General features: G+C 63.4%; 23 protein-coding genes. 14 read left to right on the top strand and 9 right to left on the bottom strand.

Annotated elements, in window-relative coordinates:
• Positions 1-22: 22 nt before the first annotated feature.
• Together AVAK2825_RS16875 and AVAK2825_RS16870 are read right to left on the bottom strand one after the other, a co-directional pair.
• Positions 23-745 (bottom strand): glycosyltransferase, encoded by a 723-nt coding sequence (locus tag AVAK2825_RS16875; protein ID WP_272568940.1) that lies wholly within the window; start codon positions 743-745, stop codon positions 23-25.
• 20 nt (positions 746-765) lie between these two features.
• Positions 766-1,242, bottom strand: a complete 477-nt coding sequence (locus AVAK2825_RS16870) for a YhbY family RNA-binding protein (protein WP_272568941.1) — start codon at positions 1,240-1,242, stop codon at positions 766-768.
• A gap of 21 nt (positions 1,243-1,263) precedes the next feature.
• Here AVAK2825_RS16870 and AVAK2825_RS16865 point away from each other — a divergent pair, with 21 nt between their 5' ends.
• The 4 genes from AVAK2825_RS16865 (at position 1,264) to glmM (ending at position 6,328) form a co-directional block, all read left to right on the top strand.
• Positions 1,264-1,926: an RlmE family RNA methyltransferase gene (locus AVAK2825_RS16865; protein WP_272568942.1), complete on the top strand. Its 663-nt coding sequence runs from the start codon at positions 1,264-1,266 to the stop codon at positions 1,924-1,926.
• A gap of 189 nt (positions 1,927-2,115) precedes the next feature.
• Positions 2,116-4,035 carry an ATP-dependent zinc metalloprotease FtsH gene (gene ftsH / locus AVAK2825_RS16860; RefSeq protein ID WP_272568943.1) on the top strand — a complete coding sequence of 640 codons (1,920 nt, stop codon included), beginning with the start codon at positions 2,116-2,118 and terminating at the stop codon, positions 4,033-4,035.
• Positions 4,036-4,119: 84 nt separating this feature from the next.
• Entirely contained in the window at positions 4,120-4,959 is an 840-nt protein-coding gene (gene folP / locus AVAK2825_RS16855) for a dihydropteroate synthase (RefSeq protein WP_284401120.1), read from the top strand.
• Positions 4,960-4,993: 34 nt separating this feature from the next.
• The gene (gene glmM / locus AVAK2825_RS16850; protein ID WP_272568945.1) at positions 4,994-6,328 is read left to right on the top strand and encodes a phosphoglucosamine mutase; all 1,335 of its coding nucleotides are present in this window, start codon (positions 4,994-4,996) and stop codon (positions 6,326-6,328) included.
• 51 nt (positions 6,329-6,379) lie between these two features.
• Here the strand turns inward: glmM and AVAK2825_RS16845 are convergent, their stop codons facing one another.
• Positions 6,380-8,599, bottom strand: a complete 2,220-nt coding sequence (locus AVAK2825_RS16845) for a sensor domain-containing protein (RefSeq protein WP_284400998.1) — start codon at positions 8,597-8,599, stop codon at positions 6,380-6,382.
• Positions 8,600-8,858: 259 nt separating this feature from the next.
• Between AVAK2825_RS16845 and AVAK2825_RS16840 the strand changes: the two genes are divergently transcribed.
• The 3 genes from AVAK2825_RS16840 (at position 8,859) to AVAK2825_RS16830 (ending at position 12,458) form a co-directional block, all read left to right on the top strand.
• Positions 8,859-9,695 (top strand): GNAT family N-acetyltransferase, encoded by an 837-nt coding sequence (locus AVAK2825_RS16840; RefSeq protein ID WP_284400997.1) that lies wholly within the window; start codon positions 8,859-8,861, stop codon positions 9,693-9,695.
• A gap of 118 nt (positions 9,696-9,813) precedes the next feature.
• Positions 9,814-11,997, top strand: a complete 2,184-nt coding sequence (ppk1, locus tag AVAK2825_RS16835) for a polyphosphate kinase 1 (protein WP_502870557.1) — start codon at positions 9,814-9,816, stop codon at positions 11,995-11,997.
• Positions 11,994-12,458 (top strand): SixA phosphatase family protein, encoded by a 465-nt coding sequence (locus tag AVAK2825_RS16830; protein ID WP_272568952.1) that lies wholly within the window; start codon positions 11,994-11,996, stop codon positions 12,456-12,458. The genes ppk1 and AVAK2825_RS16830 overlap by 4 nt, the downstream gene beginning before the upstream one ends.
• 51 nt (positions 12,459-12,509) lie before the next feature.
• On the opposite strand, the gene AVAK2825_RS16825 is transcribed toward AVAK2825_RS16830, so the two are convergent.
• The 3 genes from AVAK2825_RS16825 to AVAK2825_RS16815 form a co-directional block, all read right to left on the bottom strand.
• The gene (locus AVAK2825_RS16825) at positions 12,510-13,028 is read right to left on the bottom strand and encodes a hypothetical protein (RefSeq protein WP_284400991.1); all 519 of its coding nucleotides are present in this window, start codon (positions 13,026-13,028) and stop codon (positions 12,510-12,512) included.
• A 15-nt stretch (positions 13,029-13,043) separates the two neighbouring features.
• Positions 13,044-14,522, bottom strand: coding sequence for a Ppx/GppA phosphatase family protein (locus AVAK2825_RS16820; protein WP_284401118.1), 1,479 nt, complete (start codon positions 14,520-14,522; stop codon positions 13,044-13,046).
• 126 nt (positions 14,523-14,648) lie between these two features.
• Positions 14,649-15,143 (bottom strand): fasciclin domain-containing protein, encoded by a 495-nt coding sequence (locus AVAK2825_RS16815; RefSeq protein ID WP_284400990.1) that lies wholly within the window; start codon positions 15,141-15,143, stop codon positions 14,649-14,651.
• A gap of 192 nt (positions 15,144-15,335) precedes the next feature.
• Between AVAK2825_RS16815 and pstS the strand changes: the two genes are divergently transcribed.
• The 7 genes from pstS (at position 15,336) to phoR (ending at position 22,007) form a co-directional block, all read left to right on the top strand.
• Entirely contained in the window at positions 15,336-16,376 is a 1,041-nt protein-coding gene (gene pstS, locus AVAK2825_RS16810) for a phosphate ABC transporter substrate-binding protein PstS (RefSeq protein ID WP_272568958.1), read from the top strand.
• A 73-nt stretch (positions 16,377-16,449) separates the two neighbouring features.
• On the top strand, positions 16,450-17,463 hold the full coding sequence (pstC, locus tag AVAK2825_RS16805) for a phosphate ABC transporter permease PstC (protein WP_272569680.1): 1,014 nt from the start codon (positions 16,450-16,452) through the stop codon (positions 17,461-17,463).
• Complete coding sequence (pstA, locus tag AVAK2825_RS16800; RefSeq protein WP_272568960.1) at positions 17,460-18,341, top strand: phosphate ABC transporter permease PstA; 882 nt, start codon at positions 17,460-17,462, stop codon at positions 18,339-18,341. Before pstC ends, pstA begins: the two co-directional genes overlap by 4 nt.
• Positions 18,342-18,360: 19 nt before the next feature.
• Entirely contained in the window at positions 18,361-19,143 is a 783-nt protein-coding gene (gene pstB / locus AVAK2825_RS16795) for a phosphate ABC transporter ATP-binding protein PstB (RefSeq protein WP_272547864.1), read from the top strand.
• 11 nt (positions 19,144-19,154) lie between these two features.
• Positions 19,155-19,856: a phosphate signaling complex protein PhoU gene (gene phoU / locus AVAK2825_RS16790; protein ID WP_272547863.1), complete on the top strand. Its 702-nt coding sequence runs from the start codon at positions 19,155-19,157 to the stop codon at positions 19,854-19,856.
• A 16-nt stretch (positions 19,857-19,872) separates the two neighbouring features.
• Positions 19,873-20,580, top strand: coding sequence for a phosphate regulon transcriptional regulator PhoB (gene phoB, locus AVAK2825_RS16785; protein WP_272568962.1), 708 nt, complete (start codon positions 19,873-19,875; stop codon positions 20,578-20,580).
• A 53-nt stretch (positions 20,581-20,633) separates the two neighbouring features.
• Entirely contained in the window at positions 20,634-22,007 is a 1,374-nt protein-coding gene (gene phoR / locus AVAK2825_RS16780; RefSeq protein WP_284400984.1) for a phosphate regulon sensor histidine kinase PhoR, read from the top strand.
• On the opposite strand, the gene AVAK2825_RS16775 is transcribed toward phoR, so the two are convergent.
• The 3 genes from AVAK2825_RS16775 to AVAK2825_RS16765 form a co-directional block, all read right to left on the bottom strand.
• A complete protein-coding gene (locus AVAK2825_RS16775; RefSeq protein ID WP_284400982.1) occupies positions 21,970-23,328 on the bottom strand; it encodes an MATE family efflux transporter in 1,359 nt (452 codons plus the stop codon). The genes phoR and AVAK2825_RS16775 overlap by 38 nt on opposite strands.
• Positions 23,328-25,043, bottom strand: coding sequence for a hypothetical protein (locus AVAK2825_RS16770; protein ID WP_284400980.1), 1,716 nt, complete (start codon positions 25,041-25,043; stop codon positions 23,328-23,330). Before AVAK2825_RS16770 ends, AVAK2825_RS16775 begins: the two co-directional genes overlap by 1 nt.
• A 176-nt stretch (positions 25,044-25,219) precedes the next feature.
• Complete coding sequence (locus AVAK2825_RS16765) at positions 25,220-25,480, bottom strand: type B 50S ribosomal protein L31 (RefSeq protein ID WP_272568968.1); 261 nt, start codon at positions 25,478-25,480, stop codon at positions 25,220-25,222.
• Between the last annotated feature and the right edge of the window lie 26 nt (positions 25,481-25,506).

Below are 25,506 nucleotides of genomic sequence, written 5' to 3'. Positions count from 1 at the left end.
GAACGGTCCTTTCACTGCCCGTTCACTCTTTCCAGTGCTCGGCCACCCAGGTGGCAGGCTGGATGTGGCGAAAGCGGCGATTGCGCCGGCCTGCCAGGGCATCCGGCGGGTTGCACTCACCGTGAAAGATCACGATGCGCGCGTCGGCCGGAACGATTGGCGGCTTCCAATAATTGGAAGGCCATGCAGGGATGCAGTGGTATTTGAAGCTGGGGCACCAGCCTGCGGGCCAATAGCTCAGCTTGCCCTGCTGATGCAGGAAGTCCGAAAGGTAGGCCTGTTCGTTGCGAAACTTCCGGCGGATGGCATCGAAGTGCCCGCGAAAGTATTCGAGTACGTCGGGGTGTGCACCGATCTCGAACCGATACACCGATGAATTGCCTGTGATGCGCCAGGGGCGTTTGTAGTCATGGATGATCAGGAACTCGCCCGGCGCTTCGAAAAAGGCATCGAGACCGCCTGTGACGACGACATCCACGTCCAGGAACAGTGCGGTGCCTGACAGGCCATGCAGATCGGCGCTGAACGTGGCGAGCTTGGTCCAGCCGCGCTCCGGAATGCCGGCGGGTAGGTCCAAGGCGGGAATCGGAAGGCATTGCACTTCGGCCCGGATGCCCGTCGAATCATCCGTCAGGCAGACAAAGCGAAAATCCCCAGTGAGATGACGCCGGACCATGGCGTAAAGCCGGTTCACATATTCGGGGCCGTATTTGGTGCCCCATTTCATGCAGATCACGTGGCGCATTCGCACCGTGCTGGAGCCCATCAATCGGCCTGGCGCTTCTTGACGGATTTCTGCTTGGGCTTCTTGGCCCGCTTGATCTGGCCGCCGGGCGTCAATCGCTGGTTGCCAAGGACGCGCAACTGCTTGATCTCGGGCCGCTGGCCGCCACGCTTGCTGAACTTGAGCACTTTCACATCGCGCGGGCCGGGCATGCGGTCTTCGTCGACGGTGCGCTCCTTGGGAGGCTGCGGGCGCCAGAGCACCAACAACTTGCCGATGTGTTGGATGGGCGCAGCGTTGAGTTCTGCCGCCAATGTCTGGTAAATCTGTTCGCGCGATGTCCGGTCGTCGCTGAAGACACGGACTTTGATCAATCCGTGGGCATTGAGGGCGGCGTTGATTTCTTTTTGGACAGCGGGGGTCAACCCATCGCCGCCGATCAGGACGACGGGGTCCAGATGGTGGGCATTGGCGCGGTGTTCCCGGCGCTCTGCGGGAGTCAATTGAATTTGGGGCATGGGCCGTATTATCGAGGCAGGATGAAAACAAACACGAAAAGCAAGAAGGTGAACAAGGCGTGGCTCCACGACCATGTCAACGACACCTACGTCAAGCTAGCCCAGAAAGAGGGCTACCGCGCCCGTGCCGCTTACAAACTCAAGGAGATTGACGAGCAACTGGGGCTGATCAAGCCAGGGCATGTGGTGGTCGACCTGGGGTCCTCGCCCGGTGCCTGGAGCCAGTACCTGCGGCGGCGCATGTCGCCAGGAGGCGCGGCAGTCGGCCAACTCAACGGCACCATCATCGCCCTGGATCTACTGCCCATGGAGCCGATCGAGGGGGTCGGCTTTCTTCAGGGCGATTTCCGGGAGGACGACGTTCTTGCGCAGTTGCAGGAAGCCGTCCAGGGGCGGGCTGTCGACGTGGTGGTTTCCGACATGGCCCCCAATCTGTCCGGAATTGAGTCCGCCGACGCGGCGCGCATTTCCCACCTGATCGAGCTGGCCGTCGAATTCGCCGTGCAGCACCTCAAACCCGAAGGGGCGCTCGTGGTCAAGCTGTTCCATGGCAGTGGGTATGCGCAGCTGGTGCAGTTGTTCAAGGAAACATTCAAGGTGGTCAAGCCCATCAAGCCCAAAGCCTCGCGGGACAAATCTTCCGAGACTTTTTTGGTGGGGATCGGCTTGAAAAAGCAGGCTTGAGCAGTATGAATGCGGTTCGTCAGCGGTTCCGACCCATGCCAATGCATTCTTCCTATGGGTTGACCATGGCCTCTGCTGGGGTAAATCGCATCGCCTTCCACCTTGAAACGCCTAAAATGCGCCCTAAATGCGCTAGGACGTCTCCATGACACGTTCGTGGCGTTATCCCCTTTGCTTCTGGAGCCCCGCTTGAACAATCAGTGGTTTTCAAAAATTGCCGTGTGGCTGGTCATCGCCATGGTGCTCTTTACGGTGTTCAAACAGTTCGACACCCGTTCAGGCGCCAGCGCGGGCTCCGTGGGGTACTCCGAATTCCTGGAGGAGGTCCGCAGCAACCGGATCAAGAGCGCGACCATCCAGGAAGGGCAGGGTGGCACGGAGATCGTCGCCACCACCACCGATGACCGCAAATTGCGCACTACCGCGACCTATCTTGACCGCGGATTGGTGGGCGATCTGATCAACAACAACGTCAAGTTCGACGTCAAGCCACGGGAAGAGGGCTCGCTTTTGATGACCCTGCTCGTCAGCTGGGGCCCCATGCTGCTGCTGATCGGCGTGTGGGTGTACTTCATGCGTCAGATGCAGGGTGGCGGCAAGGGCGGGGCTTTCAGCTTCGGCAAGAGCAAGGCCCGCATGCTGGACGAGAACAGCAATCAGGTGACCTTTGCCGACGTGGCAGGGTGCGACGAAGCCAAGGAAGAAGTCAAGGAAGTCGTCGACTTCCTGAAAGACCCTCAGAAATTCCAGAAGCTCGGTGGCCGCATTCCACGGGGCCTTCTGTTGGTCGGCCCTCCTGGCACGGGTAAAACGCTGCTGGCGAAGTCCATCGCTGGCGAAGCCAAGGTTCCGTTTTTCAGCATTTCCGGCTCCGACTTCGTGGAAATGTTCGTGGGCGTGGGCGCGGCCCGCGTGCGCGATATGTTCGAGAACGCCAAGAAGAACGCGCCTTGCATCATCTTCATCGATGAAATCGATGCGGTGGGCCGCCAGCGCGGCGCCGGCCTGGGTGGTGGCAATGACGAACGCGAACAGACCTTGAACCAGATGCTGGTCGAGATGGACGGCTTCGAGACCAATCTCGGGGTGATCGTGGTGGCCGCCACCAACCGCCCTGACATTCTGGATGCCGCCTTGCTGCGTCCGGGCCGATTCGACCGCCAGGTGTATGTGACGCTGCCCGATATCCGCGGCCGTGAGCAAATCTTGAACGTCCACATGCGAAAGGTGCCTGTGGGCCAGGACGTGAACCCGAGTGTGATTGCACGCGGAACCCCTGGAATGTCGGGTGCGGACCTCGCCAACCTTTGCAACGAAGCGGCTTTGATGGCGGCCCGCCGCAATGCGCGCACTGTGGAGATGCAGGACTTCGAGAAGGCCAAGGACAAGATCATCATGGGCCCCGAGCGCAAGAGCATGGTCATGCCCGAGGAAGAGCGCCGCAATACGGCCTACCACGAGTCCGGCCACGCACTGATCGGCAAGCTGCTGCCCAAGTGCGATCCGGTTCACAAGGTCACCATCATCCCCCGTGGCCGTGCACTGGGCGTGACCATGAGCCTTCCTGAAAAGGACCGCTACAGCTACGACCGCGAGTACATGCTGAACCAGATCAGCATGCTGTTCGGCGGACGGATTGCCGAAGAGGTGTTCATGAACCAGATGACCACCGGCGCCAGCAATGATTTCGAACGTGCCACATCGATCGCCCGCGACATGGTGACGCGCTACGGCATGACGGAGGCCCTGGGCCCGATGGTCTATGCCGAGAACGAGGGCGAGGTTTTCCTCGGCCGCTCGGTGACCAAGACCAACAACATGAGCGAGCAGACGATGGAAAAGGTCGATGGCGAGGTTCGCCGCATCATCGACGAGCAATATGCGCTGGCACGCAAGCTGATCGAAGACAACAGCGACAAGATGCATGCCATGGCCAAGGCGCTGTTGGAGTGGGAAACGATCGACACCGAGCAGCTCGACGACATCATGGCAGGCAAGCCTCCGCGCCCTCCCAAGGACTGGACGCCTCGCACGCCATCGTCGGGTGGGGATAACTCGGGCGGCGGCACGCCGGCCGTGACGACCGAACCTGCTCCTTCGGCCGCTTGAGCCTGCGGCGGAACGCTGCAATCAACAACGGGGCCTGTGTGCCCCGTTTTTGTGTTCTTCTCGTTTAAACCATTTCACGTGTCGATGCACTGGCAGACCAGCCGATTCCAGATCGATCTCTCACGGCCTCAGGTCATGGGTATCGTGAATGCCACTCCGGATTCCTTCTCCGATGGCGGGCGGCATGCCAACACCACGGACGCGATGCGCCACTGCGAAAGCCTGCTGGCGCAGGGGGCTGACATTCTGGACATCGGGGGGGAATCCACGCGCCCAGGCAGTCCCGCCGTCTCGCTGGACGAGGAGTTGGCTCGGGTGTTGCCGCTGGTTCGGTCGGCGGTGGGCCTGGGCGTACCGTTGTCCATCGACACCTACAAGCCCGAGGTGATGCGTGCGGTGCTGGACTTGGGCGCTGACATCATCAACGACATCTGGGCCCTTCGGCAACCCGGAGCCATGGCCGTGGTGGCCGGCCATCCTGCATGCGGGGTGTGCCTGATGCACATGCACCGCGACCCCCAAACCATGCAGGCAGCTCCGATGGAGGGAGACGTGGTCTCTCAAGTGCTATCTTTTTTAGAGCAATGTGCCCTAGATTTACATGCGCTGGGGGTCGAAAAGAGTCGCATCGTGCTGGACTGCGGCATTGGCTTTGGCAAGACGGTGGAGCAGAACTTCGCGCTCCTTGCCTGCCAGCCTTTGCTGTCCCGCGCGGGCTACCCCTGGCTGGCTGGCTGGTCGCGCAAATCGTCGCTCGGTGCGGTCACGCAGTGGCCGGTTTCAGAGCGCATGGTCCCGAGCGTGGCAGCGGCGTTGTTGGCCGTGGAGCGTGGCGCGCGCATCGTGCGCGTGCACGATGTGCGCGAAACCGTCGCCGCATTGCAAGTCTGGCAGGCCTCTCAAATTCCCCCACCCTCACTCTAGCCTGCGGATATCCTTCAGGCGGAGGCAAAAAATCATGACACGTCGATATTTCGGTACGGATGGCATCCGCGGCACCGTAGGGCAGGCGCCTATTACTCCCGACTTTGTGCTGCGGCTCGCGCATGCGGTGGGCCGGGTTTTGCGCCGCAAGGAGGAGCGGCCCACGGTGTTGATCGGGAAGGACACGCGCATTTCCGGCTACATGCTGGAGAGCGCGCTGGAGTCCGGCTTCAACTCTGCAGGGGTGGATGTGGTGCTGCTGGGCCCTTTGCCCACACCCGGCGTGGCGTACCTGACCCGTGCCCAGCGCGCAAGCCTGGGTGTCGTGATCAGCGCCAGCCACAATGCCTATCCGGACAATGGCATCAAGTTCTTCAGCGCGCAAGGCACGAAGCTCTCCGACGAGTGGGAGATGGCGGTGGAGGCGGCGCTGGATGAAGCCCCCGTCTGGGCGGACTCCGCCTCTTTGGGCAAAGCGAGACGCCTGGAGGACGCGGCAGGCCGCTACATCGAATTTTGCAAGAGCACGTTCCCGCAGGATCTGACGCTCAAGGGGGTGAAGATCGTGGTGGATGCGGCCCACGGCGCGGCGTATCACATCGCGCCCAAGGTGTTCCATGAGTTGGGTGCGGAAGTGCTGGCCATCGGCTGCTCGCCCGATGGCCTGAACATCAACCACCAGGTCGGAGCGACCCACCCCGAAGCCTTGGTGCGGGCGGTCCGCGCCAATCACGCGCACTTCGGCGTGGCGCTGGACGGGGATGCGGACCGGCTGCAGATGGTGGACGCAGCAGGGCGGCTCTACAACGGCGACGAACTGCTGTATCTCATGGCCTCGGACCGTTTGGGCCGGGGCGAGCCGGTGCCGGGCGTGGTCGGCACGCTCATGACCAACATGGCGGTGGAGCTCGCGCTCAAGGCGCAGGGTGTGCAGTTCGTGCGTGCCAAAGTCGGTGACCGGTACGTGCTGGAAGAGCTGGCCCGCCATCGCTGGCTTTTGGGCGGAGAGGGTTCGGGACACCTGCTGGCCCTGGACCGCCACACGACGGGCGATGGCCTGATCAGCGCCCTCCAGGTGCTTCAGGCGTGTGTACGCAACGCCTGTGGTTTGCCGGACATGCTGGCGAATGTGCAGCTCTTTCCGCAGGTGCTTCTCAATGTCCGGCTCGCACCGGGGCAGGATTGGAAGAGCAACACCACTTTGTCAGACACTTTGCGCTCCGTCGAGGCGGCGTTGGGCGAAACCGGGCGGGTACTGATTCGCGCGAGCGGAACCGAACCTCTGCTGCGCGTGATGGTGGAGGCCAGCAATGCCGACCATGCCAATCACTTCGCGCAGCAGCTGGCCGACGCGGCGCGTGCGGGGTGAGTCCACCTGCAGCGTGCTCCGGGGCTGAGTCGGCGCAGGGTCTGATCCAGCCTATTGCGTGGCATGCTGCCGCTGCAGCAGGGCGGTGATCTGGTGGGCGGGCAAAGGCTTGCTGAAGTAATAGCCCTGTGCTTCATCGCACCCTTGCTCGCGCAGGTATGACAGCTGCTCGCTCGTTTCCACGCCCTCGGCCGTGGTCCGGATGCCCAGTGCCTGGGCCATGCGAATGATGGCGCTGACGATGGCCCGGTCGTTGCTGTCGTTGCCCAGGTCTCGCACGAACGACTGGTCGATCTTGAGCTTGTAGATTTGGAAGCGCTTGAGTTGACTCAGCGAAGAATATCCCGTGCCGAAATCGTCCATGGACATGCGCACGCCCCGGGCATGGAGCTGGTCCATGGTGGCAATGGCGGAACGGGGGTCGTCCACCGCGACGCCTTCGGTCAGTTCGAGCTCCAGCCGGTTGGCCCGCAGCGAGGTGCTGTCCAGGAGCCGGCTGACCAGTTCGGGCAACTGCGGCTGCCTGAACTGCAGTGCCGATAGATTGACCGCCATGGCCAGCCAGTCCATGCCCATGGTGTGCCAGTGCTGCAACTGGTCCAGGGCTATCTGCATGACCCACTCACCGATCTGCAGGATCTGGCCGCTGTCTTCTGCGATGGGGATGAACTCCGCAGGGGAGATGCTGCCCAGGTCGGGGTGCTCCCAGCGGAGCAGCGCTTCCACGCTGCGGATCTCCCCTGTCGCGATGGTGATTTGCGGTTGGTAGTGCAGGTGCAGCTGGTTTCGCTCCAAAGCGCGGCGCAGGGCATTCTCCAGCAGGAGGGCGCGCACCGACTGGGCCTGCATTTCCGGGGTGAAGAAGCGGTAGGTGTTGCGGCCGTCCAGCTTTGCCCGGTACATGGCCACATCGGCGGACTGGGTCAGGGTGTCGAAATCTGCGCCGTCCTGTGGAAACAGCGCGATGCCCATCGAGGGTGCCATCGTGAGTTCGTGGTGCCCGATCTGGTAGTGCTGGCGCGACGCCTCCTGCAGCTTGCCTGCGACCCGTGCCGCCCCATGCGCGTTCGCCCCGGGCAGCAGCAGGATGAATTCGTCGCCCCCTAAGCGCGACACGGTGTCCTTGTCGCGGACGACGGCCCGCAGCCTTTTGGCGATTTCCACCAGCAACGCGTCACCCACCCGATGGCCCAGCGAGTCGTTCACGTGCTTGAAGTGATCGAGGTCGAGGAAGATGACAGCCAGCGGCGTGCCCCCTTCGCTGGCGGCGCGGATCGCGTGGTGGCTGCGCTCAGCCAGGAGCGTGCGGTTCGGCAGGCCGGTCAAGGGGTCGTAGTGGGCCAGCCAATAGATACGTTCCTGGTCGTGCTTGCGATCGTTGATCTCGCGGTGCAGGTTTTCCACGGTCTCGCTGAGCTGCCGGGTGCGCTGGTGCACCTGAAGCTCCAGGTCGGCGTGCATCCGGGCCAGCTCTGCCTGTGCCTGCCGCTGCTCGCTGACGTCCATGGCAATGCAAACCGATCCATTGGCCGGGCGGGCGGGGTCGATGGCCTTGACACGCACCTCGCACACCACGGCGCGGCCATCCTTGCCGCGCAAGGTCATCTCGCCCACGAAGATCTTGCCGTCCAGCAGCGGTTCATAGCAGCGCTTTTTCGCGTCTTCCCAGTCCGCGTCGCTGAAATGCCACTGCCGCGTCGCTGCGTTGGCCAGCTCTCCAGGACCATAACCCAGCATCTGTTCGAAGTGCTGGTTGCAGCGCGTCATGCGCTGGTTGGAGATGAAGGCGATGCCCACCATGGCCTGGTCGAAAAGGGCCTGCTTTTCCTGCACCACGGCATGAAGCTGGGTTTGCGCATGCCGCTGCTCATCGATGTCGTCGATGATCCAGATGGATCCTTCCGCCGTGTCGGCTGGGTTGATCAGCCGACCGGCCAAGCTGCTCCAGAACAAGCGGCCGTTGCAGCGCCGCATCTGGCATTCCGTGCGATAGGTGTCCCCGCGCGCGAGCACCGGATAGGCATTGCGCCCCAGTTCCCGGAAGGCGTCGAGGGTGGGATACAGGGCCTGACTGCTGAGCCCGATGGTTTCTTCGACCGTTTCATAGCCAAAGATATCGGCATAGCGCTGGTTGCAGCGAACGATCTGCCGTTGGCGGATGAACACGATGCCCACGCCGGCGCTGTCCAACAAAGTCTGCTGCTCGCGAAGGATGCGTTGCAAAGTCGGCCCGGACTGAGAAAGCACGGGCGCATCAAGCGTGGGGCACATGGAAATGAGTGAAGCCCTGGCGGGCGGCAAGTTGTACGAAAGTGTAGCAGTCGCCCCTGAAATCCTGAGTTCGGGATTGTCTCGATCAAAAGCGCGATGGATGCCTTTTCCTGGGAGGGCTGGCGTCCTTCTTTCCACGTCATGAAGCTGTCATGGCCTGGACATGGCGGCGTCACTGCCGTTTGCCACAGTCTCGTCCAAGCGGGAAGGGCAACGCTCCTTCAAGCTGTGATCCAACCACCCTTGCAGGGAGAGACGAGTGAACGAACTACCCATCCCGACGATGCCCTTGTGTCCAGACTCATTGCCCAGGGGGTCACTTCATCGCCCTGGCCATTCGGGCGATGTGGCAAGCCGTTTGTCCACCGAGGGCGGCGTGGAAGTGGCTTGGGCGCGGCACCTCGACGAAGTCCGGGAAGCCCAGCGCCTGAGGTTCGAGGTGTTTGCGTCGGAGATGGGCGCGCGCCTCAATACCTCGGTGGCCGGCCATGACGTGGACCTTTTTGACGAATATTGCGAGCATCTGCTGGTTCGGGACACGGTCACGCGTCAGGTCATTGGCACCTACCGCGTACTCACTCCCGCTCAAGCGCGCCGGGTCGGCGGTACCTACAGCGATACCGAATTCGACCTGACGCGGCTGCGCACGCTCCGCTCTCGCATGGTCGAACTGGGACGCAGCTGTGTCCATCCGGACTACCGGCACGGGGGCGTGATTCTGGCGCTTTGGAGCGCCCTGGCGGACTTCATGGTGCGCAATCAACTCGACACCATGATCGGTTGCGCCAGCATTCCCATGCTGCACAACGGGGTGGTGAGCGGCGATGCGGCTGCAAGCATCTGGAGCCAAGTGCAGAAGTCGCATCTAGCGCCCATCGAGTTCCATGTGCGCCCGCGGCTGCCGCTGCCTGTGGACCAACTGGACGGGTCGCTGGCTATCGAGCCGCCCGCCCTCATCAAGGGCTATTTGCGCTTGGGTGCGCGCGTTCTCGGTGCGCCGGCCTGGGACCCCGATTTCAACTCAGCCGATTTGCCGATGCTCATGCGCATTGCGGATTTGCCTTCGCGATACCGAAAGCACTTCCTCGGAGTGTGACGGCGCTTTATCTGTCATGAACCTCAGCAAACCTTCCGTGACACCTCCACCGGATTGTCATGAAAATGTCATGGTGACTGCCAATACTGGGGTGGAACCCATCCCTTTCAAAGCAGTCATGCCGTCGCCTTCAGAGCCCCTCCCCGAATCGCCTCTTCAATCTGCTGTGCCTACCGGGGAAGTCGAGGAGGCCAATGCGCCCCCTTTGCCAGAGAAATCGTTGAACTCCGATCCTGATTTTCTCAACCGCGACCACAGCATCCTTGCTTTCAACGAGCGGGTATTCGACTGGGCCGCGCGGACCGATGTGCCGCTGCTCGAGCGCCTGCGATACCTCTGCATCGTTTCTTCCAATCTCGATGAATTTTTCGAGGTTCGTGCCGCGGCCCATCTGACCGCCGCCCAGAACGGCGATACCAAAGGCCCGTATACCGTCGCTTCGTTCGAGGAGTTGGCCGCCAAGGCCCATGACCTCGTCGCGCGGCAATATGCGCTGTACAACGAATCGCTCACCCCGGCCTTCGCGGCCCAGAACATCCACATCGTGTCCCACGGCGACCGTACCGGGGCACAAAGACGCTGGGTGAACGAATACTTTGATCGGGAAGTCCGGCCTTTGCTGATTCCGGTTGGCCTGGACCCGTCGCATCCGTTTCCACAGGTCGCCAACAAGTCACTGAACTTCATCGTGCGTTTGAAAGGCAACGATGCCTTCGGACGCGAGAACGAGATTGCCATCGTCAAGGTGCCTCGCGTCTTGCCGCGCCTGATACGCATGCCCGCCAAAGTGGCTGTGACGGGAGCGCAATTTGTCAGTCTGTCCAGCATTGTGCGGGCACACCTGGCGGAGCTCTTCACCGGGCGCGAAGTGACGGAGTTTTCCCAGTTCCGTGTCACGCGCCATTCCGATCTGGCCGTGGATGAAGACGATGTGCGCAACCTGCGAACGGCCCTGCGCCAGGGCCTGGAACATCGCCACTATGGTCAAGCGGTGCGGCTGGAAGTGTCATCGAGCTGCTCGCGGTTCTTGTCCGATTTCCTGCAATTGCAGTTTGCACTTCCCGATGCGGCGCTGTACCGCGTGCACGGCCCTGTGAATCTGGTGAGGCTTTCGCAGTTGGTGGACCTGGTGAACGATCCAGAACTGCTGTTTCCTCCATGGCGTTCGGTCTGGCCGCGTCAAATCCAGTCGGGAACCTCGCTTATCGAACAGATCGGGCGGCGCGATGTGCTGGCCCACCAGCCTTTCGAGAGTTTCGACGCGGTGCTGGCCTTTCTGCGTGAGGCGGTGAACGACCCACAGGTGCTTGCCATCAAGCAAACCATTTACCGCACGGGGGCCGATTCGGAGTTGATGGAGTTGCTGCGGGAGGCAGTTCGGCGCGGCAAGGAAGTCATGGCGGTGGTGGAGCTGAAGGCGCGCTTCGACGAAGAGGCCAACATCAATTGGGCGGAAGCCCTGGAGTCCATCGGGGCGCAGGTCGTGTACGGTGTGGTGGGCCTGAAGACACACGCCAAGATGCTGCTGGTCACGCGCCGCGAAGGGCGGCACCTGCGCCGTTATGGCCATCTTTCCACAGGCAACTACAACCCGCGGACCGCCCGCCTGTATACCGATCTGAGCTATTTCACGGCCGATGCCGAAGTCACCGCCGATATGGATGCGGTGTTCAATCATCTGGCGAGCCAGAACAAGCTGCCCAAGTTGCGCAAGCTGGTGCTCGCGCCTTTCCATTTGCAGCAGCACATGCTGGACATGATCGAGCGGGTGGGGGAGGCTGCAGCCAAGGGCGACGATGCCCGCATCGTGGCCAAGATGAATGCCCTGACGGACGATGTGCTGATGCGCGCGCTCATCAAGGCGGGGCAGCAAGGTGCGCGCATCGATCTCATCGTACGGGGTGCCTGCATGCTGCCGGCGCAGCGCAAGGGCACCACGGACAACATTCGGGTGCGCTCGGTCATCGGACGTTTTCTGGAGCACACCCGGGTGTTCTATTTCCGGGCGGGCAAGGCAGAGGATCTGTATCTGTCCAGCGCGGACTGGATGAACCGCAACATGCTGCGGCGTGTCGAACTGGCCTGGCCCATCACGGACAAGGAACTGCGGCAGCGCATCATCGATGAATGTCTGGTGGCTTACCTGCAGGACGATCGGGATGCCTGGACTCTGCAGCCCGATGGTACGTATGAGCGCGCGCCGCATCCCGTGTCTGGCAAAGGTGCGCAAAAAGCGCTGATGGACCGCTATGCTGCGGCGGCAGGCCGAACAATAGCCCACGGCGGCAGCTCCAAGGCATGATGGACCTGATCCTCTGGCGCCATGCGGAGGCTGAAGAGCTTCGTGAGGGAGAAGACGATCTGGATCGTCCTTTGACCGCGCGCGGAGAGAAACAAGCTGCGCGCATGGCGGCTTGGCTGGATCGGCAACTGCCAGATGGGTTGCGCGTGCTGTCCAGCCCCGCACGTCGCACCGAGGCTACCGCGAAGGCCCTGGGGCGCAAGTACAAACTGCGCGCCGAGCTGCTGCCTGGTGGCACCCCGCAGGAACTGCTTGAACTGGCGCAATGGCCGAAGTCCCGCGGTGCCGTGTTGGTGGTGGGGCATCAGCCAGTGTTGGGTCAAGCCGTGGCAAGCCTTTTGGCCTTGCAGGCGCCGGAATGCGCCATCCGCAAAGGGGCGGTGTGGTGGCTGCGTCAGCGGCAACGGCCGGAAACCACGGAAACTATCCTGCTGGCGGTGCAGTCCCCGGATTTTCTCTGAGACCAGCACCACCAAAAGCGCCAGGGCCAACCGGCGCTCGATGCCCTTGGCTTACTTGCGCGCCGTTTTCGCCGGCTTGGCAGCCTTCTTGGCGACGGGTGCAGGCTGCGCAGGCGCTTGCGCTTTAGGGCGGCCGGTCTTGATGGACGGAACAGCCTGCAGTGCCTTCGCCAATGCATCGTCACCCAACGCCGAGAGCAGCTTGAGGCCCGCACGCAGCAGTTCGCTCTTCTTGGCTGTTGTGCCCAGTTGCCCGGTGCGAAGCTTCAATGCTTCGATGGCGGCGTACTCGTCTTTGGGAATGGTGAAGCTGTCACGCATGAGCTTGGGTTTCTTGGCCTTGGTGTCGAGGGCCGGGCTGGCTACAGCGGGCTTGGCCGCCGCCTTGCGGGCCGGGGCTTTCTTCGGAGCAGCTGCCTTGCTGCGTGCGGCGGGCTTGGCCGAAGGGGCGGCATTCGCTGCGGGAGCAGGGGTTGCTGCGGTGTTCGAGACAGAAGTGGTGGAAACGTCTGACGTATTGGGCATATGAGTCGAATGAAAAAACGGTATATACAGTTTATACCGTTTCATCTGACGATTGGTCCATCACTGCAGCTCTGCTGCGAACTCCCAGGGCGTTTTGATCCATGCCGTGCTCTCTTCTCGGAGAAGATGAGCGGACTGTGGATACGCGGCCGACCATCCGGGGCGTGTGGACAAAGCGAATCGATTGCCTTGTTGGGAAAGCGACAACCCTTGCATGTCGGGTGTGCGGCGGGCGTGGCACAGCGCCACGGCGATCCGCAGGCAGACCAGTTGCAGCGCCAGGTCGGGATCGTCAAGGTCGGCTTCGAGCTTGCGGACCTTCCCCCGATGGCCTTTCACCAGCAGGCCCAGCCGGTGCAGTTCCCATACCGCAAAGCCGGCAGCATCGGTATGGTCCAGGATGTACGCGCCATGGTGGTGGTACTCGCTGTGCGAAATGCGGCAGCCCACTTCGTGCAACTGCGCGGCCCACGCCAGTTTTCGCTCGGCGCGCTCGCAGTTTTTGCGGCACGCCTGCGTGAACAACGAACAGGCGGTCTTTGCGACCCGCTCCGCGTGCTCGATGTCCACCGCGAACCGGTGCATCAGTCCCCGCACCGTGGAAGAGCGCAAGTCCGTTTCCGGCAGTTCACGGTCGAGCAGGTCGTACAGGGCCCCTTGGCGCAATGCCCCTTGAGCCACCTGCATCTGATCGATCTGCAACAACTCGAAAATGGCACGCAGCACACTGAGTCCGCCGCCGATCACGCTGCGGCGCTCTTCCTTGAGCCCCTCCATGCGCAGGCGGTCTGCCGATCGGACACGCAGCAACTGCTCCTGCAGCCAATCCAGCCCTTGACGCGTGACGAGTCCACTGGGATGGCCTGCTGCGGCCAGTACATCCCCCACTGCCCCGACCGTGCCGGAGGACCCGTAAGCCACGTCCCAGGTGTCCGGCCGGTAGACGTTGAGCGCTTCGTCCAGCACGGCCTGGGCCGCGATCTCGGCCGTTCGGAATGCCTGGGGCGTGAAGATGCCTTCTGGAAAATACCGGCTGGACCAGGCCACGCTGCCCACCCGATAGGACGCGACGGCACGCGCCGAAAATTGCTGTCCCAGGATCAGTTCGGTGGATCTTCCGCCAATGTCCACGACCAGCCGACGCTCGTCGGACTGTGGAAGCAGCCGCGCAACTCCTTGATAGATCAGGCGGGCTTCTTCGGGGCCCGAGACCACTTCGATCCGGTGACCCAGGATGTCGCTGCCGCGTTGGAGAAACACCTCGCGATTGCGCGCTTCCCGCAGGGTCTGCGTGGCGACGGCACGGACGTGATGGGGTTCGAAGGCGGTCAGGCGTTCGGCAAAGCGGGCAAGGCAGTCCCAACCACGCTGCATGGCCTCGGGGGTCAGGTTGCGGTCTTCATCCAGGCCATTGCCCTGGCGAACCGTTTCCTTGAGGTATTCCACACGCTGGATATGGCCGTGTTCGAAACGCCCGATTTCCAGGCGAAAGCTGTTGGATCCGAGATCCACAGCGGCAAGCAGTGTTCCGTCGTGCATGTTGTTGCGCAAGGCGCGCTGGTTTTCAGGCGGGGCAGCATAGCACCTGCCTCTCCAGTCGATGACGCATCGGAGCTGTGCCAGGAAGGGCGGGGGATGCCGCCCCCTCCTGCAATATCGATTCAGTTACTTTTTGGCCGGTGGCATCAGCACGCGGTCGACCACGTGCACCACCCCATTGCTGGCGGGAATGTCGGCTTGAACGACCATCGCATCTTCCACGGTCACGAAGGTGCCGGCGCGCGACAGGGTGATTTCGCTGCCTTGCAGGGTTTTCGCCGAGCCAGGCTGGATGTCGGCCGCAGTCAGCCGCTTGGGAACGATGTGGTAGTTCAAGACGGCCTGGAGCTTGGATTTATCGGCCTGGAGTTCTGCCATCGTCTTGGCTGGCACAGCCTTGAATGCTTCATCGGAAGGGGCGAAGACCGTGTAAGGGCCGTTGGCAGCCAGCGTATCCGCCAGACCGGCTTGCGTGGCCAGCGTGCGGAATGTGCTGATGGAGGGGGTTGCCGCCAGCGTGGCGGAAATGGGGCTGGAGGCGCTGGGGCCCGTGGCACAAGCGCTCAGCGTCGCGGCAGTCAGGGCAGCGAGCAAAAAAGGAAAGACGTAGCGGCGGTACATGTTGGTTCTCCGAAGGGTTGCCGACGGGGTCGGTGCGCCGGAGGCTACGCAGCAATGATGACGATTTCGTGACAAGTACGGGCAGCTGTCCCTCTGAAAATCGTGAATGACAGCTTGCAGGGGATGTCACGATGGTGTCATAAAGCGCTTCTAGAGTCGCCTCACTGATTCTTTCAACCAAGAGGTTCCTACATGAAACTGTCTGTGATTCGGATTCTGGTGTCTGGTGTGGTCGCGGCCGGCGCTTTTTCCAGCGCATGGGCCCAGCAGGAAGCCACGGGTGCTGGCGCGAGTTTCCCCGCACCGCTGTATTCCAAGTGGGCTGCCGACTACAACAAGGCCACCGGCGTCAAGATCAACTACCAGTCGGTGGGCTCGGGTGCCGGTCTGCGCCAGATCGAAGCCAAGACGGTGGACTTCGGTGCGTCCGACGCTCCCCTCAAGGATGACGAACTGGCCAAGAAGGGCCTGCTGCAGTTCCCCACCGTGATCGGTGGCGTGGTTCCCGTGGTGAACATCAAGGGTATCTCGCCCGGCCAGATCAAGCTGAGCGGGCAGGTGCTGGGCGATATCTACCTGGGCAAGGTCACGAACTGGAACGATGCGGCCATCAAGGCGCTGAACCCTGGCGTGAACCTTCCGGACGCCGCCATCGCTCCCGTCCGCCGTGCGGACGGCTCGGGCACCAGCTTCATCTTCACGAACTACCTGTCCAAGGTGAATGCCGAGTGGAAGTCCAAGGTGGGTGAGGGCACCGCCGTGAACTGGCCCACCGGCGCCGGAGGCAAGGGCAACGAAGGCGTTGCTGCTTTCGTGGGTCGTCTGCCGAACTCCATCGGCTACGTGGAATACGCCTATGTGAAGCAGAACAAGCTGAACTACGTCCAGCTGCAGAATGCGGACGGCGCTTTCGTGTCGCCGGAAGACAGCGCCTTCAAGGCCGCCGCTGCCGGCGCCGACTGGGCCAAGAGCTTCTATCAGATCCTCACCAACCAGCCAGGCAAGGATGCATGGCCGATCACGGGTGCCACCTTCATCCTGATGCACAAGACGCAGGACAAGCCCACGCAGGCAACCACCTCGCTCAAGTTCTTCGAGTGGGCCTACAAGTCGGGTGACAAGACGGCAGCGGACCTGGACTACGTGCCCATGCCCGACTCCGTGAAGAACGTCATCATCAAGTCCTGGGGTGACATCAAGGACACTTCCGGCAAAGCCGTTTCGCTGAAGTGATCCCATGGTGGCCCGCTGACGCGGGCCACCAGTTTCGTTTTTTCTTATGGAAGGCACAGCAGTGTCCAGCACCATGCCAGTACGTCAGTCGTCCTCGATGCCGGTTCGCGCCGAGGCTCCCCGTACCACACCGCCTCCGCGGTCGCCGCTCCTGTCGGGCGTGATGGCCGATCGGGTTTTCGGCTTTCTCGCCCGCGGTGCGGCCCTGCTCACGCTGGCGCTTCTCGTGGGTATTTTGTTGTCGCTCGTGGTCGGTGCCTGGCCTTCGATCGAGAAGTACGGCCTGACCTTCCTCACGCGCAGCGTGTGGGACCCCGTGCAGAACGACTACGGCGGCCTGGTGATGATCTATGGCACGCTCGCCACATCGTTCATCGCGTTGCTCATCGCCGTTCCCGTGAGCTTCGGCATTGCGCTGTTCCTGACGGAACTCTCGCCCGCTTGGCTCAAGCGTCCCTTGGGCACGGCCATCGAGTTGCTGGCGGCGGTTCCTTCCATCGTGTATGGCATGTGGGGCCTGATGGTGTTCGGCCCCATTCTGGCCACCTGGGTCCAGCAGCCGCTGCAGTCGCTGTTCAGCGGTATTCCTTATCTGGGCGCCCTGGTGTCCGGCCCCCCGGTCGGCATCGGCATCCTTTCGGCCGGGATCATCCTCGCCATCATGATCATTCCGTTCATCGCTGCGGTGATGCGGGATGTTTTTGAAGTCACCCCCGCGCTGCTCAAGGAGTCGGCCTACGGGCTGGGTTCCACCACCTGGGAGGTGGTCTGGAAGGTCGTGCTGCCCTATACCAAGACGGGTGTTCTGGGAGGGGTGATGCTGGGCCTCGGCCGCGCCCTGGGCGAGACCATGGCCGTGACCTTCGTGATCGGCAACATGAACCAACTCAATTCGCTGTCGGTCTTCGAAGCCGCCAACAGCATCACCTCCGCACTGGCCAACGAGTTCGCCGAAGCCGGCGAAGGCCTGCATCAGGCCTCGCTCATCTACCTGGGCCTGGTGCTGTTCTTCATCACCTTCGTGGTATTGGCCCTGTCCAAGGTGCTGCTGTCCCGACTGCAAAAGAACGAAGGAACCCGCGCATGAGCACGTCGCAAACCCTCATCACGGCCGCTGAAATGGCGCAGGTGCGCCAGCGCCGTTACGACAGCCGCAAGCGTGTGAACAACATCGCCCTGACGCTCTCGCTCGCCGCCATGGTGTTCGGGGTGTTCTGGCTGGTGTGGATTCTCTGGGAGACCATCCGCCTGGGCATCGGCGGGCTCAGCCTGGCGCTCTTCACCCAGATGACGCCCCCTCCCAACGAGGTCGGCGGCATCTCCAACGCCATTTTCGGCTCGCTCGTGATGGTGTCGCTCGCCACGTTCGTCGGCACCCCCATCGGCATCATGGCCGGTGTGTACCTGGCCGAATACGACACGCGCGGCTGGCTGGCCTCCACGACCCGCTTCGTGAACGACATCCTGCTCTCGGCGCCCAGCATCGTCATCGGCCTGTTCGTGTATGCAGTGGTCGTGGCACGGTTCAAGAGCTTTTCCGCCTATGCCGGTATCCTGGCGCTGGCGCTCATCGTGATTCCGGTGGTCATCCGCACCACCGAGAACATGCTGGTGCTGGTGCCTGCCAGCCTGCGCGAAGCGGCCTATGCGCTTGGAACGCCGAAGTGGAAGGTGATCACCATGGTGACGCTGCGGGCTGCCCGGGCCGGCGTGATCACCGGTGTGCTGCTGGCAGTGGCCCGCATCGCTGGGGAGACCGCACCGCTGCTGTTCACGGCGCTCAACAACCAGTTCTGGAATGCCGACCTGGGCAAGCCCATGGCCAGCCTGCCGGTCACCATCTTCAAGTTCGCCATGAGCCCTTACGAGAACTGGCAGCAGCTCGCCTGGGCAGGGGTGTTCCTGATCACCGTCGCCGTCCTCGGCCTCAATATCCTGGCCCGCGTGCTCACGCGCCAGAAGTAAGCAATACAAGGAAGACACCATGCCCTCCCCAACGCCCGCTGTGTCCGAGACGCCGAAGATCACGGTCCGCGACCTGAATTTCTACTACGGCAAGTTCCACGCCCTCAAGGGCATTAACCTCGATATTCCGGAAAAGAAGGTCACTGCCTTCATCGGTCCGTCGGGCTGCGGCAAGTCCACCTTGCTGCGCACCTTCAACCGCATGTTCGAGCTGTATCCCGAGCAGCGCGCCGAAGGCCAGATCGTGCTGGACGGTGAGAACCTGCTCACCAGCAAGCAGGACGTGGCGCTGATCCGTGCCAAGGTCGGCATGGTGTTCCAGAAGCCCACGCCGTTTCCCATGTCGATCTACGACAACATCGCGTTTGGCGTGAAGCTCTTCGAGAGCCTGAACGCCACCGACATGGACGACCGGGTGGAGTGGGCGCTGCGCAAGGCGGCCCTGTGGAATGAAGTGAAGGACAAGCTGCACCAGAGCGGCTCCGGCCTGTCCGGCGGGCAGCAGCAGCGGCTGTGCATCGCCCGTGGCATCGCCATCAAGCCCGAAGTGCTGCTGCTGGACGAGCCATGCTCGGCACTGGACCCCATTTCCACCGCCAAGGTGGAAGAGCTGATTGCAGAACTCAAGAACGATTACACCGTGGTGATCGTGACGCACAACATGCAACAAGCTGCGCGCTGCAGCGACTACACGGCCTACATGTACCTCGGCGACTTGATGGAGTTCGGCGAAACCGAACAGATGTTCTTCAAGCCGCAGCGCAAGGAAACCGAGGACTACATCACCGGCCGGTTCGGCTGAGGAGCAACAACATGCCCGACAAGCACCTTTCTTCGCAGTTCGACAGCGAACTCAACAGCATCTCCGCCCGCGTCATGGAACTGGGCGGGTTGGTGGAATCGCAGATCCGCCAGGCCATCTACGCACTCTCGCAGTTCAGCGTGGAAGCCGCCGACCAGGTGGCTGCCACCGAGCACCGCGTGAACGCGATGGAAGTGGAGATCGATCACGAGCTGTCGTCCATCATCGCGCGCCGCCAGCCGACCGCGCGTGACCTGCGCCTGCTGATCGCGTTCTCCAAGGCCACTGCCAATCTCGAGCGCATGGGCGACGAGGCCAACAAGATGGCGCGCATGGTGAAGTCCATCATCGAAAGCGGCTCTGCCCGGCTTCTGCCCACCAGCGATCTGCGGGTGGCGGCGGATCTGGCCTCCGGCCTGCTGCGCAAGACGCTGGATGCCTTTGCCCGCCTGGACACCAAGGCGGCCGTGGCGATCCTCAAGGAGGATGACCTCATCGACAAGGAATTCGACGGCTTCGTGCGCAAGCTCATCACCTACATGATGGAAGACCCGCGCACCATTTCGGCCAGTCTGGACCTGCTCTTCCTCGCCAAGGCGATCGAACGCATCGGTGACCATTCCAAGAACGTTGCCGAACTGATCATCTACCTCGTCAAAGGCAAGGACGTGCGCCATACTGCGCTGGACCAGATCGAGTCCGCCGTGCTTTGAAAGGCGGTGCATAGCCATGAAGAGACTTCCCCGTGTACTCATCGTCGAGGACGAACCCGCAATCGCCGAACTGATTGCGGTCAACCTGCGGCACAACGGTTTTCAGCCCATTTGGTCGGAAGACGGTGAATCCGCTCAGCGCGAGCTGGACGCGGTGCTTCCCGACGTGATCCTGCTGGACTGGATGCTTCCGGGCCAGAGCGGCCTTACGCTCGCCCGCAAGTGGCGCGCCGATGCGCGCACCAAGCCCATCCCCATCCTCATGCTGACGGCGCGCGGCGATGAGCCGGACAAGGTCGCGGGCCTGGATGCCGGTGCCGACGACTACATCACCAAGCCGTTTTCCACGCAGGAGCTGCTGGCGCGCATTCGCGCCGTGCTGCGTCGCCGTGCGCCCGAACAGGTCAGCGACAGCGTGACCATCGGCGAGTTGACGCTGGACGCCGCCACCTACCGCGTGACCTTCCAGGGGCAGCAACTCAAGATCGGCCCGACCGAGTTCAAGCTGCTGCACTACCTGATGAAGCACCCCGAGCGCGTGCACAGCCGTGCGCAGTTGCTGGACAAAGTGTGGGGCGACCATGTTTTCATCGAAGAGCGTACCGTCGATGTGCATGTCAAGCGCCTGCGGGAGGCCCTGGGCGTGGCCGGCGCCATGGTGGAAACGGTGCGTGGCGCGGGGTATCGACTCACCGCGCAGCCGCCGGCATTGATGCGGGCTTGACGTTCGCTTTGCGGCGCCGGATGCGCCGCGCTTTCTGACCCGTACTGCACGACATGGCCTGGCGCTTTTTCTTCTTTTTCTCCTTTCAGTTGGCGGGTCTGGCTGTGGGATGGTGGCAGGGCGGACCGTGGGGTGCGATGCTGGCGGCGGCATTGGCGGCCTGGGTGTGGTTCATCTGGGACCTGCTGCGCGGCGCGCGCGTCGTGGCGTGGCTGCGGGAAGGTGACCTGGCCAGGGCGCCCAGCCTGCGCGGCCTGTGGGGCGAGGCGGCCGACCGCGCGCGGCGACTGCTGCGCCAAAGCCAGGCGGAGGTGGCCGCGAGCGACGCACGGCTGCAGGAGATTCTGGCGGCGCTCCAGGCCACGCCCAACGGCGTGGTGCTGCTGGACGGGGACGGGCGCATCGAATGGTGCAATCACATCGCCGCCAGCCAGTTCGGGTTTGACGCGCAGCGCGACGTCATGCAATCCATAGGCAACCTGGTGCGCGATCCGGACTTCAGCGCCTACTATTCCAGCCAGGATTTTTCACACGATGTCGTGCTGCAAGGCCGCGACAGCACGGCCTCCCGGCCGGTGCGCATTTCGGTGCACCTCCACCCCTATGGCGACGGGCGCAAGCTGCTGCTGTCGCGCGACGTGACGGCGCTCGAGCAGGCAGAGGCCATGCGCCGGGATTTCGTCGCCAACGTGTCGCATGAAATCCGCACGCCTCTTACCGTCTTGACCGGCTTTGTCGAGACGCTGCAAACGCTGCCGCTCTCCACCGAAGAGCGTTCGCGCTACCTGGGCATGATGTCGCAGCAGGCGGCACGCATGCAAAGCGTGGTGCAGGACCTGCTGACCTTGTCGCGGCTGGAAGGCAGCCCGTTGCCCGGGATCACCGAATGGACACCGGTGGAGGTGCTGCTGCGGCGTTGCGAGGACGAGGCCCGTGGCCTGTCCGCCTTGCTCACCCAGAACCAGCCCCGGCCGCACACGATCCAGTTCCCTTCGCTGGAAACCATGCGCGCGGCAGGCCAGCTGGGTGGGGTGCCGGCCGAGTTGCAGAGCGCTTTGTCCAACCTCATCGGCAACGCGGTCCGGTACACCCCTGCCGGCGGCTCCATCACCGTCGAATGGCTGCCTCTGGAGGATGGCAGCGCACGCTTTACGGTGCGCGACACGGGCCCGGGGATCGAGGCGGTGCATCTGCCCCGTTTGACGGAGCGCTTTTACCGCGTGGACCGCAGCCGCTCGCGCGAGACCGGGGGCACGGGCCTGGGGCTGGCCATCGTCAAGCATGTCCTGCAGCGCCATTCGGCATCGCTCGACATTTCGAGCACGGTAGGGAAGGGCTCGGTTTTTTCCGTCACCTTTCCTGCGGGCCGGGTGCAGAGCCGTCGCCCGGTCACTGTGCTGGAGGCGGGAGCGGTTGCCCAGGCCTGAGCGCCCTGGCCAGCATCGTGACGAACACCATGGCGGTCGTGATGAGGGCCGCGGCACTGGCCCCCCAGAATGCCGACGGTGATCGAAGGGCCTCCCATCCCAGGGCACCTTCGTAGGCCAGCAGGTAACCGCCGGTCAGTCCGCCGCCCCACAGCAGCACGCAATAGACGACCAGCGGCGCGAGCGTGATGCGGTAGCAGCGAAGGATGAAAACGCAGACCGTTTGCAGCGCATCGGCGACGTGATAGATCGATACCCAGACCAGCAGCGAGGCTGTGAGCCAGGCGACTTGGGCCGAAGACGTGTAGAACGGTGCGATATGCCCTTTTGCTATGAAAAGCATAGCAGCCAAGACAATACTTATCCCGGCAGAGAGGCGAAAACCCATCCAGGCTGCCGCACGGGCGCGGGATTCGTCGCCCGACCCGCGCCAGAAGCTCACCCGTGCGCTGGTGGCAATGGACAACGACAACGGCACCATGTACAGCACGGCGGTGAGGTTGGAGGCGATCTGGTGCGCTGCTGCGGCAATGTTGCCTTGCCGGGCGATGAAGAGCGCCATCAGCGTGAACGACGTCACCTCCACCAGAATGGCCAGCCCCGCCGGGACGCCCAATTGGGCGAAGCGGCCGATCTGCGCCCAGTCCGGTTTTTCCAGCCGCCGCCACAGGGCGAGCGGCGTGTACAGCGGCTGGGTGTTCAGCAGCCAGGCCGCTACACCGAGCAACGCGTAGTTGACCACCAGGGTGGCCCAGGCGCAGCCCACCGCGCCCTGCGCTGGAAGCCCGGCACCGCCGAAGGTGAACCAGATCGACAAGGGAATCTTGACCAGCAGCGAGCCCACCTGCAGCCAGGTGACCAGCTGGGGGCGCCCCAGCGCCTGGTTGAGCGTGCTGTAGATCCGGAACAGAAGGGCCGGGGGCAGTGCCAGTGCCAGCACGCCCAGGTAGCTGCCCACCACGGCGCGCAGCGCTTCGGGTACCTGGGTCCACCGCAGGATGGCGCCGGGCGACACCAGCACCACGATGCCCATCGCGCAGGCGATGGCGCACAGGTACAGCGCCTGCCGCACCGTTCGGCCGATGCCTTCCCGTTCTCCCGCTCCGCGCTGCTCGGCCCAGACCGGCAGGAGGGCCTGCAGCGCGCCCATGAGCGCCACATAGATGCTGACGTAGATCGCCGACCCGATCGACAGGGCCGCCAGGGCGGCGGCGGAATGCCGGCCGGCCACGATGGTGTCCGTGACGCCGAACGCCATGACCGCCAGCTGCCCGGCCAGCACGGTGCCGGCATGCCGCGCGATGGTGGCGCGTTCGGACATTACCGCAGCGTGGCCGCGCGCCGCAGCACCAACAGTTGGTCGTTCTTGTCGGTGGGCCGGGGGAGCTGCGTCACTCGCGACCACTCTGGCGGCGATGCGATGTCGCCGCCGGGTGGCTGGGCTTCGCTGTCGGCCACCAGCCACTGGCAATCGGACGCAGCCGGCAGCCGGCGGCCGTCGGTCGGCTGCAGCGAAAGGCCGCCGTGGTACTGGAGCGCCGCCACCTGGGCGCGGCTCAGGCCATGGGTGATGATGCAGCCTGGCTGCGGGCCCAGCACGGCCATCAGGCTGTTGATCTGCGGGCGATAGCTGCGACCATAGTCGAGCAGTGGCAGCCAGAGCGTCATCAGCAGCAGCCAGCCCAGCGTGGCGCCGCTGGCAGGCAGCACCAGGCTCTTCCAGATCACGGCCCGGTCGCGCGAGGCACGCCACCACACGAGAGCGCACCATGCCGCGGTGGCGATCAGCGCGAGGGTGAAAGCAATCGCCGAAAAGTGCGGCACGAACGCGGGAGCCAAACGGGCCACGTTGGCCGCCGGTTTGGACGGCACGCCCGTCTGCAGCGACAGCCAGATCACCCAGATCGTGATGGCGGAAGCACTGAAGAAAAGCAGGGTGAACCAGTCGATCAGCGACGCGATGGCGCGGCGCAGTGTGGGCAGCGCGAACGCCGCCAACGCCGCGAGGGCCGGCAGTCCCAGCAGCAAGGCGCGGTCGGCGGGCTGGGTGGTGATGGTGGCGCCCAGCGTGACCACGGTGAACCACAACGGCAGCAGCAGATGGCGGTGCATGGCGCGGCTGGTGATTTGGTGGCGCCAGCGCCACAGGGTCCACAATGCCAACGGCCAGGCCGGCCACGCGAACCAGGTCAGCAGGCGCAGCAGGCTTTGCCAATCCTTCGCGCCCTCTGCGCTGCCCACGATGCGCCAACGCCATAGGTTCAGCTTCCAGGCCAGCAAGGCGGCCACCACCGTCAGGCCCAGCAAGGCCAGCGCCCAGGTGCGGCTCGAACGCGGTTCGTGGTCGGCTGTGCGCAGCACCAGCAAGGCGCTGCCCGCACCGAGCAGGGCGGCCATGGTGGGCGCCCCGCTCAACACCAGTCCGATCAGCCCGAGCGCGGCGGCCGCCGTGGGCAGTGCGGTGCGATAGGGCAGGGCCGATGCCGCAAAGAACAGCAGGGCGGTGCAGGCCAGTTGGGTGAGATAGCTGGTGATCTCGTGCGACAGCTGCGCCAGGCCCAGGCAGGCCAGCAGGGCCAGCAATCCGCCGTCGGCCATGGCGCGGGCGTAGTCGGCGGGCAGGGCCTCGCCGCCGAATGCAAAAGCCACCGGCTGGGCACCCGGACTTTTTGCCAGGTAGTAAACGCCGTACCAGGTGGCCACGAGGGTGGCTGCCAGCAGGGCAATGAAGGGCAGCCGCGCTGCCATTTCCTGTGAAAGCCAGGAGGGGGCGATCTGCAGGGCCAGCGCCCCCAGCCAATAGGGCAGCAGGCCTTCCGTTTCGGGGGGCATTCCGGCCAGCGAAGGGGACAGCCACGCCGTTGTGCCGTGCGCCAGCTCGAGCATGTAGCCGAACGCGGTGACGTCGGCGTTCTTCCAGGGGTCTCGCATGACGAACCCGGGCACCACATACGCCAGGCACAGCAGCAAGAGCGCCCAGCGCGGCAGCGGGCGGACTGCGCCTTGGGTGACGATGGCAGGGGTGGGGTGGATCACTCGGCTCGTTCTGGTGGCGGAAAAGGACGCCCGAGAATACGGGCAAAAAGACAAAGAAAAAGGCAGCGCGGTCGAGCCGGGCTGCCTTTCTTCAAACGGTGTTGTCGGTCTGCGGTAGCAGGCCGGCTGCCTTGCGGCACCGCAGGCCAGGGCCTGCACACATCGTTGTCCGCCGATTACTTCGCTGCGGTCGTCTTGCCGAAGCGGTTGCGGAACTTCTCCACTCGGCCGCCCATGTTGTCCACGGACTTTTGCGTACCGGTGTAGAAGGGATGCGATTCGCTGGAGGTGTCCAGCTTGAACAGAGGCAGTTCGCGTCCGTCATCGGTCTTGCCCATTTCCTTCGTGTTCACGCAGGAGCGGGTCACGAACTTGAAACCGTTGGACAGGTCCACGAACAACACTTCGCGGTAATTGGGGTGAATGCCTTCTTTCATGGCATGGTCCTTTCAGGGGCTGCTGC

Source organism: Acidovorax sp. SUPP2825 (genome assembly GCF_030158995.1).
Classification (GTDB): Bacteria; Pseudomonadota; Gammaproteobacteria; order Burkholderiales; family Burkholderiaceae_C; genus Paracidovorax.
Note: the sequence above shows the minus strand (reverse complement) of the source record. Positions and strands in the feature narration are given on the sequence as shown.